This window comes from Streptomyces sp. NPDC059166 (assembly GCF_042755185.1).
Lineage (GTDB): Bacteria > Actinomycetota > Actinomycetes > Streptomycetales > Streptomycetaceae > Streptomyces.
Map to the genome: position 1 here is coordinate 98673 of NZ_JBHZCI010000007.1, position 12305 is coordinate 110977.

Sequence of the window (12305 nt, forward strand, 5' to 3'; positions counted from 1 at the left end):
CACAGCTAAGGAAAGCGATGACGCAACTTCCCGATGCGCAGGTTTCAGTCGTGATTCCGACCTACAATCGGGCCGACCTCCTCCGGCAGCAACTTCAAGGGCTCGTACGGCAGCGGTTGGCGCCGGAACGGTTCGAGGTCGTCGTCGCGGATGACGGGTCGTCGGACCACACCGCAGAAGTGGTCGACTCGTTCGCCTCAAGACTGAGGATGGTCTCGTACAAGCAGGAGGACCTGGGCTTCCGGGCCGCCGCCGTCCGCAACGGCGGCGCCCGGTCGGCCTGCGCACCCCTGCTCGTCTTCCTCGACACCGGGGCCCTGGTCGGTCCCGACTTCCTCGAGGAGCACCTCGCGGCACACCGGCACGGCGGGGCCACGGGCCGGCTCGTCCTGGGGTACACGTACGGCTACAACCCGTACCGGCCGTTCCCGGGGCTCGCGGAGGCCATCACCGGCCATCAGCCCGAGGAGGTGGTGCGCAAGTACGCCGATCACCCCGAGTTCCGGGACCTGCGTCACGACGACCTGGAAGAGGTCGGCTTCGACCTGGGGCGTCTGGCCGCACCCTGGATGAACGTGTGGGCGCTCAACATGTCACTGCCCGCCGAGGACTTCCACGCGGTCGGAGGCTTCGACGAGGACTTCCGGTCCTGGGGCGGGGAGGACCTGGAGTTCGGCTTCCGCGTCCACCGGCGGGGCATGCGGATCGTGATGTCGCAGGACGCGTGGGCCCTGGAGAGTCCGCACGAGCGCGATCTCGACGGCAACCGCAGCAGCAACTGCGCCAACTCCTGGACTCTGTGGGAGAAACACCCCGGTCCGGTCATGGAGCTGTACGGGGCGATGTACTCGAGGAACCACTACGACCCGCCCCTGGAACACGAGTACCGGCGGCTGCTGGACTGGTCCGGGCAGGCCCGGGACATCGACGTGAGCCGGGAGGTGGCCGGTCTGGTGGCCGAACCCCTGCCGGGTGGTGCCCGGCCGGCCCGGGTGGTGGTGATGGGGGCCGGTGGCCTCCGGGACCTCGGCGCGGCCGACGGCATCGACGCGTGCACGTTCGTCGACTTCGACGAACGGCGGCAGGACGGTGCCGAGCCGGACGGTGTCGGAACCGTGCACGCGATCGGACTGCGTACCGCCCTCGAAACGGACTCCGCCGATCTCGTGGTGATCACATCGAGGCTGCGTGGACTGTGGGGCCGCTGGTCCGGGGACCTCCTGGCCGAAGCACACCGGATCGGTGGCGAGGTGCGGATCGCCTTCTCCGAGAAGGACCCGGGATGACGGCCGAGGCCACCCGGAGAACCCTGGCCGACACCCCGCAGCGGAAGATCATGCTCGGCGTCCTGCTCGTGGACACGGTCGCCGCCGGGGCCTTCTACCCCCTCACCTTCCTCTACCTCACGCTCAGCACCGATCTGCCGGTGGCGCAGATCGGTCTGATCCTGACCGGGGGCGGCCTCGTCGCCCTCGTGCTGAACCCGGTGGCCGGCAGCGTGGCGGACCGGTGGGGAGCCCAGCGGACCCTGGTGCTGGCCAACGCCTGCTGCGGGCTGGGATATCTGGGACTGGTCGACATCCACGGCTGGTTCCAGGTGGTGGTGGCGGTCGCGTTCATCTCCTTCTCGCAGCGTCTGTACTGGGTCGGCTGGCCCGTGTTCATCGCCGGACAGGTGGCTGAGGGGGAGACGCTGGACCGCTGGTTCGCCGTCGTCAACGCCTTCAAGAGCGGTGCCCTCGGCCTGGGCGCGATGACCGCCGCCGCGGCCCTCGCGATCGGCGACGTCGGCACCCTCCGGGGGATACTCGCCGCCGCGGTGGGTGCGTCGTTCCTGTCGGCCGTGGTGTTCCTGAGGCTGCGCATGACCCCGCGGACCTCCGGGGAAGGGACGGCCGGGCCCGTGCCCCGCGACGCGGGAGCGGCCACCGGGCGCGGCGGGTGGCGGGTGGTCCTGGCGGACCGCCCGTACGTCGTGATGACAGCGGCACACACGGCGCTGACCATGGCGTGGCTGCTGCCGAGCGTCGTGCTGCCGGTCTACTTCGTCGACACGCTGGGCCTGCCCACCTGGGTGCCCTCCGTCGCGTTCGCCGTCAACACCGCGATGACCGTGCTGTTCCAGACGGCCGTCTCGCGTTCCCTGGCATCCCTGCGGCGCACCCGGGCGGTGCTGACCGGGGCGTGCGCCTTCCTGCTCGCCTTCGCCGTGCTGGCGGGAGCGGACGCGGGGGCCTCCCCGGCCGTCGCGACGGGGCTCGCGCTCGTCGGGATGATGCTCTTCTCCGTCGGGGAGATGTCAGCGGGACCACCGGCCCAGTCCCTGTCGATGGAGGCCGCACCTGTGCCCTTGCGCGGCAGGTACTCGTCCGTCTTCCAGATGTCGTGGACCGTCTCCGGCGTGGGAGGGCCCGCTGTCGTGGGCGCCCTCCTCCAGTGGAACAGCCAGGCCCTGTGGCTGGTGCTGGGCGTCTGCGTCGCGGTCGGTGGACTGGGCTTCGTCCGCTGCGAGAGGGCCTTCCCCCCTGACGTCCTGCACTCCGAGCCGAAGAGGATCGACGTATGAACCCCGACGGACCCCGCATCCTCCATGTCAGCACCACGGACAAGCTGGGCGGCGTCAGCGAGGTCGTCCGCAGTGAACTGCCCTATCTGACGGAGGCCGGATGGCGTCCCCGATGGGTCACGGCCAACGACCTGGGCCAGGCGCACGACGCCGCGTTCGTCCTGCACAACGCGCTCTACGGCGTGCCGGTGGGCGACTTCCCCGAGGACCGGGTGCGTGCCGGCGTGGAGCAGTTCCTCGCCGCGAACACCGATGCCGTGGTCGCCGCCGCCAGGGAAGCGGACGTGGTGGTCCTCCACGACCCCATGGTGCTCACCCTGGCCACCGCGATCCGTCCCGTGACGCCGAGGATCGCCTGGCGCTGCCACGTCGGCTCCGAGCACCTGGACATGATCGACCAGGAAGCGATCTCCTTCCTCCGGCCCCAGCTCGACGCCGTGGACCACCTGCTCTTCCCCCACAGGCGCATGGTCTGGCCCGGCTGGGAGGACGACCGCAGGCTCCTCGTCGTCCCACCGGGCATCGACCCGCGGTCGTCCAAGAACCTGGACCTCCCGGAGGAGACGTACGCCGCACTCTGGTCCGACATCCACGCGGCCCGCGGTACCTCCGGGCCGCCCGGCACGGGCGACGACGCCGCCGTGGTCCTGGACGACCGGGGAACCGGCGGTCTGCGCGGACCGGACTCGCCCTTCGTGCTCCAGGTGTCCCGCTGGGATCCGCTGAAGGGACAACTCGGCGTCGTACGGGCCTTCGAGAGCCTCGCGCGGCAGGAACCCGACGTGGAACTCCTGCTCGTCGGCCCGCACATCGACGACCGGCAGAACTACCCGGTCAACCGCGAGGTGTGGGAAGGGCTGATGAGAGCCCGCCAGGCCATGGCGCCACCGGTACGCGAACGCGTGCACATCTGGCGGTTCGGCCCGCTGCGGCGCACCGGTGAGGACCTCGCGCTCAACGTGCTGCGCCGATACGCCCGGACAGTGGTGCAGAACAGCGTCCGGGAGAGCTTCGGACTCACCGTGGCCGAAGCGATGTGGCGCGGCGCCGTGGTCGTCGGCGCCGATGTCGACGGCATCGGCGAACAGATCGACCACGACGTCAACGGCCTCCTCACCCCCTACACCGAAGGCGACGACATCTGGGCGGGGACGGTCCTCAGGTCGCTCACGGACGAGGCGGGGCGGAGCCGCTGGAGCAAGGCCGCACGGGCCACGGTCGAGGAGCGCTTCCTCTCCCGCGCCGGGACGCTCCGTCAGGCGGCGGCCTTCCTGAACACCACCCCGTAGACCGGTCGTCGACCGTCGTACGGCCGAGAACGAACGCTTCGAGACGAAGGACCCACGATCAGCATGAGCGCGACGATGTGGTTCGACCCCAGCTGCCCCTTCACCTGGCGCACCTCGCGCTGGCTGAGGGCGGAGGCGGCTGCCCGGGACGAGAAGGTGAGCTGGCGGCTGATGAGCCTCGCCGTCCTCAACGAGGACCGGGACGACGTCCCGGGCAGGTACCGGGAGGCGCACCGGCGTGCGGCGCGCGTGCTGCGCGTACTGGCCGCGTCCGCCGCGGACGGGGGCGACGAGGCGGTGGACGCGCTCTACACCGAACTGGGCACCCGTGTGCACGACAACGGGGGCGACTGGGACGACCGCACCGTTCAGCAGGCGCTGACCGCGGCGGGCCTCCCCGCCGGGCTGGCGGCAGCGGCTGACGACGGGGCGTGGGACGAGGCCGTGCGGGCATCGCACGACGAAGGGCAGGCCCGGGTCGGTCAGGAGTCGGGCACCCCGGTCGTCGCGTTCGGCGACGCCCGCGGGTTCTTCGGGCCGATCCTCACCGCCGTGCCCACCGGGGAGGAGGCATCCCGTCTCTACGACGGTGTCGCCGCTCTCTCCACCGTCACCGCCTTCAGCGAGCTGAAGAGGGCGAGGGACTGAACCTGCCGGCCGGCTCCGGGCCGGATCGCCCGCAGGAGCAGGAGCGGGAGCAGGAGGGAACGGGAACGCTCCGCCGGGCAGGCCGTTCACGCCACGGACCGTGCCGCCCCCGGGTGCGAGGCGCCTCTCAGCTCCTCGTCCGGCATCACGGGCATGCCGCCGGGCCGCGCACGTACGATCGCGGCCCGGGGGTGTGCGCGGCGGGAACCGTCGCCGCCGGTCACCCGCCTGACCGGGCGGGGCCGCCCTGCCACTAGGTTGTGTGCAGGGCAGCAAGGCCCGTGGTGACAGAGGCGGGAGGTCGGAAGTGTCGCTGCGCGTCGGCGATCCGGTCGAGATCGGCGGTTATCCGCTGGAGGCACGGCTCGGTACGGGCGGCATGGGCACGGTCTTCCTGGCCCGTACGGATTCGGGACGGCCCATCGCGATCAAGCTGATCCACCAGCAGTTCGCGGCGGACGACGAGTTCCGCATCCGTTTCCGGCAGGAGGTGGCTGCGGCGAGGCGGGTGAGCGGTGCCTTCACGGCCGCCGTGGTCGATGCCGCGCCCGAGGCCGGACAGCCCTGGATGGCGACGGCGTTCATCCCGGGCGACACACTCGCCCAGCGCATCGCCGCCGACGGCCCGCTGGACGGGGCCGAGCTGCGGAACCTCGCCATCGGCCTGGCGGAGGCGCTGCGCGACATCCACCGGGCGGGGGTCGTCCACCGGGATCTGAAGCCCTCGAACGTCGTGCTCTCGTCCGAGGGGCCGCGCGTCATCGACTTCGGCATCTCGCGCGCCGCCGACCAGCAGACACTGACGATGACGGGCCGGGTCATCGGCACCCCGCCCTTCATGTCACCGGAGCAGCTGCAGGAGCCGCGAGGCGTCGGGCCACGGTCCGACGTCTTCTCCCTGGGCACGCTGCTGGTGTACTCCGCGACCGGCCGAGGCCCCTTCGATTCGGACAGCCCTTACATGACGGCCTATCAGGTCGTGCACGAGGAGCCGTCGTTGGGCGCGGTGCCGTCGGCCCTGCGTGCGATCGTCGATCTGTGCCTGGACAAGGAGCCCGAGGGGCGTCCTTCGGCGGACGAACTCCTCGTCCTGCTGAGAGACCTGCCCGCCGACCTCGGCGAGGCCGAGACGAACGGTGTCGGCCCGGGCCGGGTGCGAGACATGGCCACCCAGCCGCACCTCGCGGAGGCGCCCACCCCGGCACCCGGCGATCCCCCCGTCCCCGTCGCCGACGGGGACAGGATGTCCGTGTCGCCTCCCGCGCCCGCGGCGAGCGGACCGGGTGCCCCGGCCCGTCGCCGCCTGCGCGGTGGCGTGCGGCCCGTGCTCGCGGCCGTGGTGGCGGTGGCGATGATCGGTGGGGGAGCCGCCGTGCTGAAGGCGGGTGGCGTCGGGGAGGGCGGGGAAGGCGGCAAGGCGGAGAGTGCCGTGACACCGGGCCCCGCGCTCCCCGACGGTTTCGAGCCGTGGGCCAGGACCGTCGAGGGCGGCCGGGAGGACATCCCCGACGAACTGCGCTGTGTCGCCCGCGCGGACGCCCTCTTCTGCGGCGGAGGGAGTGTCGTCGCGACACGGATCAGCGCCCTGGACGGCACGTCCGAGTGGACGGCGAAGAGTCCCGGTGTCCCGGTCCAGGGGCTGCACCTGGTCGGGGCGACGCGGGACACGGTGCTCGGGTACCGCTTCGCCGCCGAGGACGCCCCGCAGGACCCACCCGCCGAGGTGGTCGCCCTCGACGCGGTCACCGGCCGCGAGCTCTGGTCGGTGCCGTCCGGCGCCCAGTCGACCGCGGTCACCGGGCTGACCAGGGACGCCGTCGTGACGGGCTCCGTCGTCGTGACGGTGGACGCCGCGAACTCCCGCTTCGAGGCACGCGAGGCCCACAGCGGTGACGTGGCCTGGAGGACGGCGTTCCCCGCGGGGTCGCAGTGTGCTCCCGTCCCCATGGGCACGCAGCTCCTCGCGATGTGCGCGACGGACGCGGAGGTGGACGCCCTGGAGGTGCGCCACCCCACGATCCGCACGGTCGACCGTGCCACAGGGGAGCTGGGCGGGCCCGTCGCGGTCGACGGCCCCGCCGTCCCGGTCGGCGCCGCCGGAGGCAGGCTCGTACTCCTCCAGGAGCACAGGGAAGGCGCGGCCCTGACCGGCTACGACGGGGTGGTGCGGGTCGATCCCGCCTCGCGGGAGGTCACCCGGTCCCGGCTGCCGAAGACGTACGGCGGCACGCCCGGCATGGCGGACGGCACCGTCTACGTCAGCGGGCGGACGGGCTCCGTCGCGGCACTCGACCCGGCCACCGGCCGGGAGAAGTGGTCGCGGCAGACCGAGGTGGAGGGCGCGTCGGGTCCCGTCGCGGGCACCGGTGCGGTGTACTTCAGCTCGGCCACCGGCAGGGTGGTCGCCCTGTCACCCGACGACGGCCGACGGCTGTGGGCGACGGACCCGCGGGCCGACGGGCTGACGGGCGAACAGGGGGCGAGCCCGCGAGTGACCGTGGCGGGGCGCGTCCTGGTCGTGGCCGCCGACGGGAACACGCTCTTCGCCTTCGACGGGCAGAACCCGCCGCGATCGCGCTGACGCCCCCGCGCGCGGACGTCCGGCCACGACGGAGGACCCTGTTCGAGCACCGGAGCGGACCACCCTTGCCCAAGGTATCGAAATTCGATAGATTTACATCGCCATTCGATGGGAGGGCAGGTCATGGGAACAATTGCGGTGCGCGCGCTACGCGTCGTGCTCGCGGTGGTGCTCGCCGGAAGTGCGGGCGTGCAGGTGCTGATGGTGTGGGCGCTGGCCACCGACCCGGAGGAAGGGGCGCTTCCGCTGGACGCGCTGCGCGTGGTGACGGTCCTGGGCGTCCTGGCGGTCCAGGTCGCCGTGTGCAGCGTATGGAAGCTCGTGACCATGGTGCGGCGCGGCACCGTCTTCTCGTTCGCGGCCTTCCGGCACGTGGACGTCGTGATCGGAGCGATCGTGGCGGTCGCCCTCGTGTGGTTCACGGTCACGATCCTCAACGCGCCGGGCCAGCGGGAGGACCCGGGCGTCACCGTCATCATGGGCGGGATCGGCCTGGCCATCCTCGGCGTCGCGCTCATCGTGCTGGTGCTGCGCATGCTCCTCTCCCAGGCCGTCGCGCGCGATGCCGAGGCGACGCGGATGCGGGCCGAGCTGGACGAGGTGATCTGATGCCGATCGTCGTCGGCATCGACGTGATGCTGGCCAGGCGGAAGATGTCCGTGGGGGAGCTCGCGGAACGCGTGGGGATCACGCCGGCCAACCTGGCGGTACTCAAGAACGGACGCGCCAAGGCGGTGCGCTTCTCCACGCTCGCCGCTCTCTGCGAGGTGCTCGAGTGCCAGCCGGCCGACCTGCTGCGCTGGGAGGCGGAGGACGCCGCGGGAGGGTGACTCCCCCGATTGGCTGCAGGGCTCCGCGAGGCGAGCGTGCGACATGTCGCACGCTCGCCATCGTCGACTCTTGTCGCCGCCATGACACGGAGCTGAGGATGGCAGTCGTCGAGCCGCGCGGATGCCCGCGGTGGCGGTCCGAAGCCGGCGCCGCGGCCCGTGCCCGTCGATCCGGGGCGCGACCGCGTACGACGACGGTGTCACCCCGAGCCGGCCTCACCCGCGCGTCCGCCCGCCGTGCCGGCTTCGGCGCCCACCCGCAGGACCGCGCGACGACCAACCCCACGACGAGGAAGGGTCCGCTTGCATGAGACCGAGACCAGGCCTACCAGGTACGGGGACACCGGCAGCGGCCGCCCGCAGGCACGTCCTTCCGCGCGCCTGGGCGCTCCTTCTCGCCGCGGGGCTCGCCGCGGCCGGACTGCCCGCGGCGGCCCACGCTTCTTCCGCCGCCCCGGCGAGCAGCCTCTCCTCGCCCGCTGTCGAGCGCGAGGTGGCCGACGAACTGAAGGGCGGCGACAGCTCGACCTTCTGGGTATACCTGCGTGGGAAGGCCGATCTCCGCAGCGCCGGGAAGATCAAGGACCGGGCGCGCCAGGGCCGCGAGGTGCGGAGCCGGCTCCAGGAGACCGCGAGGGCGGGCCAGTCCGCCCTCATCGACGTACTCGAGGACACCGGCGCGACATACGAGTCCTACTGGATCGCCAACGCCGTGCGGGTGAAGGGCGACGCGGAGCTGCTGAAGCGGATCACCGCGCTTCCGGGCGTCGAGAGCGTCACCGGCGACCGCACGTACGCGCTCCCGGAGCTCCCGGAGACCGACGCCGAGCCGACCGTCGACGACGTCGAGTGGGGCGTCGACAGGATCGGCGCGTCCAGGGCGTGGAAGGACTTCGACGCCACCGGTACGGGGATCGTGGTGGGCAGCATCGACTCCGGAGTCCAGTTCGACCACCCCGCGCTGGTGAAGAGGTACCGGGGGGCGAACGCCGACGGCAGCTTCACCCACGACTACAACTGGTTCGATCCCACCCACAGTTGCGGAATCGTCACCAGCGTTCCGTGTGACAACGTGGGGCACGGGACGCACACCGTCGGCACCATGGTCGGCGACGGCGGCCCCGGCAACCACGTCGGTGTCGCCCCCGGCGCACAGTGGATCGCCGCCAAGGGATGCTCCTCCAGCACCTGCACGCAGAGCGCCCTGCTGGCCGCCGGCCAGTTCATGCTGGCGCCCACCGATGCGAGGGGGAGGAACCCGCGCCCCGAGCTCAGGCCGCACGTGGTGAACAACTCGTGGGGCAGCGCCGCCGCCGGCGACGATCCCTGGTTCGAGCAGACCGTGCAGGCGTGGGTCGCGGCCGGGATCTTCCCGGTCTTCTCCAACGGGAACGAAGGACCCGAGTGCGGCACCGATGCCAACCCCGCCAACATGGAGGAGAGTTACGGGGTGGGTGCCTTCGACACGGAGGGCGCCGTCGCCTCGTTCTCCAGCCGGGGCCCTTCGGAGAACGGCGACGACCTGATCAAGCCGAACGTGTCCGCGCCGGGCGTCGCGATCCGTTCCACGTACCCGGGCGGCAAGTACGCCGTCGCCAGCGGGACCTCCATGGCCGCTCCGCATGTGGCGGGCGCCATCGCGCTGCTGTGGTCGGCGGCCCCCGCCGTCAGCCGGGACATCGACGCCACCCGCCGTCTCCTCGACGAGACGGCCGTCGACGCACCCGATGTCACCTGCGGCGGCACCCCGGGGAACAACAACGTCTACGGGCAGGGGCGTCTCGACGCCTACGCGGCTGTCGAGAAGGCCCCGCGCGGCACCACGGGCACGGTGAGCGGCACCGTCACCGACGCGCGGACGGGGGAGCCGGTGGGAGGCGCCACCGTGCAGCTCACCACGCCGGCGGGAGCGGTGGGACTGCCGGCCACGACCGGTGCGGACGGCGGCTACTCGATGACCGCCACGGTCGGCGACTACACCGTGACCGCGGCCGAGGCGGCCTACACCACGGCAGAGGCGGATGTGTCCGTCGGTGAATCGGCGCACACGACCGCCGACCTCACCCTGGCGTCACGCCCCGGCAGGGTCCTCTCCGTCACACCCGACGACGCCGCCTTCGGCGCCGTACCCATCGGAACGACGGGCGGCCCCGTCACGGTCACACTCACCAGCCTCGGCAGCCGGCCGGTGACGGTGCTTCACCTCACGGACCACGACCAGGCGTTCGTCTCCGATCCCGGTACCTGCGGCAGGTACCCCTTCACTCTGGCCCGCAAGGAGCACTGCACGCTGGGCATATCCTTCCGGCCCACCGCGCAGGGGGACCAGGAAGGGAAGATCACCCTCCGCAGCAACGCGGCGGGATGGGCGCACACCGTGAAGGTGCGGGGAAGCGGCACCCCGACACCCGCCCGCACCGGCGGTCTGACCACCTCGAGCCTGCAGAAGAGCCTGCACGCCGCCGCGGTCGACCCCGAGGGCCGCTACGCGTACTTCGGCACCGACAACCCCCAGGATCCGCTGCCCGGTTACATCACGAAGATCGACCTGAAGACCTTCAAGCGGGTCGCCACCCTCTCCGTGGGCGTCGGCCAGAAGATGCTCCAGGACGCCGTCATCGACCCGTCCGGGAGATACGCCTACTTCGTCGTCGCCGCGTCCCCGGGCCGGGTGGTCCGCATCGACCTGGAGACCTTCACCCTGAACAGGATCCTCGTCCTGGGCCAGGGGGAGGACAACCTCCGTTCCGCACTCATGGACCCGGCGGGGCGGTACGCCTACTTCGGCACGGGCACCAGTCCTGGACGCCTCGTCAAGGTGGACCTGGCGACATTCACCCGGATCGGCGCGGTCACGCTCGGACCGGGGGAGGACTACCTGGACGCGGGAGTCATCGACTCCAAGGGCGAATACGCCTACCTGGGCACCGTCACCAGCCCTCAGGGGCGCGTCGTCAAGGTCGACCTGGCGGCCATGAGTGAGACCGGGTCGGTCACCCTCGCCACCGGGGAGGGGCCCCTGCGTTCGGCGGTCATCGCCCCCGACGACCGGTACGCCTACTTCGGCACCGGTGAGGGGAGCAGCGGAAGGATCATCCGCATCGACCTGGAGGACTTCGCCCGCGACCGGGTCCTGGCACCCACGGGCGGTGGGGCGTTCTTCTCGGCGGTGATGGATCCCACCGGACGCTACGCGGCCTTCGGGACGCTGAGCCTGCCGGGAAGGGTGGTCAGGGTCGACCTGGAGCGCTTCGAGTCAGCCGGCTATGCCGCCCTCGGCGAGAAGGAGGACGCCCTCATCTCGGCCGTCGTCGACCCGCGCGGCGACTACGCGTACTTCGGCTCCAAGACGGCGCCGGGCCGCGTGATCAAGGTCCGGGTCGGCGCGCGCTACGAACTGACCGCCACGGGCCAGGGATCCCTCCTGCGCCGGACCGCCCTCGCCTGGAACGGAGCAACCACCGCTCAGGTCGAGGTCGTCCGTGACGGCCGGGTGGTGGCGACGGTGCCGAACACCGGGCGCTTCACCGATCTGATCGCCGGTCCCCGACGCCCCTCGTACACCTATCGGCTGTGCGACGTGGGCAAGGACCACTGCTCCGCCGAGGCCGAGGTCTCCTTCACCGGCCCGTAGGCCCGGCGGACCGGGCGGCTCGCCGTCACCGGAGCGGACGGCCCACGGGGCGCCGCACGCGCGTGGATCTCTCCAGGCGCGTGCGGCGCCCCCTCGTCCGTTCTCGTCCGGCCCTCACGGGACGGCGGCAACGCCCTTGCCGGGACGGCCTCTGTCAGCCGTGGTAGGTGATGTAACCGTTGCCGTCCCGGTCGTCGGCCTTCTCCGTGTAGGAGTGGACGTCGGCGCGGTCGCCGGTGGGCTTGTAGAGGTAGATGGTGTCCTTGTCGTTGTTCCAGATGAAGTTGCAGTTCTGGCGGTAGACCACGTTGCCGCTGTCCGAGTCGGTGCCGCGCCCTCCACGCAGGGCGGCGTAGTCACCGGGCTGCAGCGTGTGGCTGTTGGTGAACGTGAAGGTGTTGCCGACGGCGTCCCTGACCTTGTAGCCCTTCAGGTTCACCGACTTCGTCTTCGAGTAGTTCTTGATCGTCAGGTACTCGTTCCTGGTGTTCCCGCCGGAGCACTTGTTGGAATCGCTGCCGGGGGCGTTGTACTGCACGCCCTTGATCCTCAGCGCCGAGGTGTACTCGGCAGCCTGCGCCGGGACGGCCCCGGCGAGGCCGAGCGAGGCGACGGCGGCTGTTGCGGCGCCGGCGAACAGGGTGCGACGGAAGCTCATGAGGAATCCCCCCTCAGTGGTGCGGATGGAGCGCCCGGAGCTTATCCAATGTGATCAACAGATGGAGTGCTTGTGAAGAAAATGTGACTAATGCTCGGG

The 12305-nt window shown here is 71.5% G+C and carries 9 protein-coding genes; 8 read left to right on the forward strand and 1 reads right to left on the reverse strand.

Annotated elements, in window-relative coordinates; all coding sequences use genetic code 11:
- Window positions 1–50: 50 nt before the first annotated feature.
- From ACFXOA_RS07600 to ACFXOA_RS07635, 8 genes are all read left to right on the forward strand, one after another.
- Window positions 51–1286 carry a glycosyltransferase gene (locus tag ACFXOA_RS07600; RefSeq protein WP_385023675.1) on the forward strand — a complete coding sequence of 412 codons (1236 nt, stop codon included), beginning with the start codon at window positions 51–53 and terminating at the stop codon, window positions 1284–1286.
- A complete protein-coding gene (locus ACFXOA_RS07605) occupies window positions 1283–2566 on the forward strand; it encodes an MFS transporter (RefSeq protein WP_385023677.1) in 1284 nt (427 codons plus the stop codon). The genes ACFXOA_RS07600 and ACFXOA_RS07605 overlap by 4 nt, the downstream gene beginning before the upstream one ends.
- Window positions 2563–3855: a glycosyltransferase gene (locus ACFXOA_RS07610; RefSeq protein WP_385023679.1), complete on the forward strand. Its 1293-nt coding sequence runs from the start codon at window positions 2563–2565 to the stop codon at window positions 3853–3855. The genes ACFXOA_RS07605 and ACFXOA_RS07610 overlap by 4 nt, the downstream gene beginning before the upstream one ends.
- Before the next feature lie 63 nt (window positions 3856–3918).
- Entirely contained in the window at window positions 3919–4503 is a 585-nt protein-coding gene (locus ACFXOA_RS07615; protein WP_385023681.1) for a DsbA family protein, read from the forward strand.
- Between the two features lie 307 nt (window positions 4504–4810).
- Window positions 4811–7084: a PQQ-binding-like beta-propeller repeat protein gene (locus ACFXOA_RS07620; protein WP_385023683.1), complete on the forward strand. Its 2274-nt coding sequence runs from the start codon at window positions 4811–4813 to the stop codon at window positions 7082–7084.
- Window positions 7085–7207: 123 nt separating this feature from the next.
- Entirely contained in the window at window positions 7208–7693 is a 486-nt protein-coding gene (locus ACFXOA_RS07625) for a DUF2975 domain-containing protein (protein WP_385023685.1), read from the forward strand.
- On the forward strand, window positions 7693–7914 hold the full coding sequence (locus ACFXOA_RS07630) for a helix-turn-helix domain-containing protein (RefSeq protein ID WP_385023687.1): 222 nt from the start codon (window positions 7693–7695) through the stop codon (window positions 7912–7914). Before ACFXOA_RS07625 ends, ACFXOA_RS07630 begins: the two co-directional genes overlap by 1 nt.
- Window positions 7915–8221: 307 nt before the next feature.
- Complete coding sequence (locus ACFXOA_RS07635) at window positions 8222–11548, forward strand: S8 family serine peptidase (protein ID WP_385023689.1); 3327 nt, start codon at window positions 8222–8224, stop codon at window positions 11546–11548.
- 154 nt (window positions 11549–11702) lie between these two features.
- Here the strand turns inward: ACFXOA_RS07635 and ACFXOA_RS07640 are convergent, their stop codons facing one another.
- Window positions 11703–12206, reverse strand: coding sequence for a lamin tail domain-containing protein (locus ACFXOA_RS07640; protein ID WP_385023691.1), 504 nt, complete (start codon window positions 12204–12206; stop codon window positions 11703–11705).
- Window positions 12207–12305: the final 99 nt, after the last annotated feature.

Bases quoted from the DNA above. Each gene is read 5' to 3' on its own strand.
- ACFXOA_RS07605 (WP_385023677.1), top strand. From the start codon at position 1,283: ATGACGGCCGAGGCCACCCGGAGAACCCTGGCCGACACCCCGCAGCGG.
- ACFXOA_RS07630 (WP_385023687.1), top strand. From the start codon at position 7,693: ATGCCGATCGTCGTCGGCATCGACGTGATGCTGGCCAGGCGGAAGATG.
- ACFXOA_RS07625 (WP_385023685.1), top strand. From the start codon at position 7,208: ATGGGAACAATTGCGGTGCGCGCGCTACGCGTCGTGCTCGCGGTGGTG.
- ACFXOA_RS07610 (WP_385023679.1), top strand. From the start codon at position 2,563: ATGAACCCCGACGGACCCCGCATCCTCCATGTCAGCACCACGGACAAG.
- ACFXOA_RS07615 (WP_385023681.1), top strand. From the start codon at position 3,919: ATGAGCGCGACGATGTGGTTCGACCCCAGCTGCCCCTTCACCTGGCGC.
- ACFXOA_RS07635 (WP_385023689.1), top strand. From the start codon at position 8,222: ATGAGACCGAGACCAGGCCTACCAGGTACGGGGACACCGGCAGCGGCC.
- ACFXOA_RS07640 (WP_385023691.1), bottom strand. From the start codon at position 12,206: ATGAGCTTCCGTCGCACCCTGTTCGCCGGCGCCGCAACAGCCGCCGTC.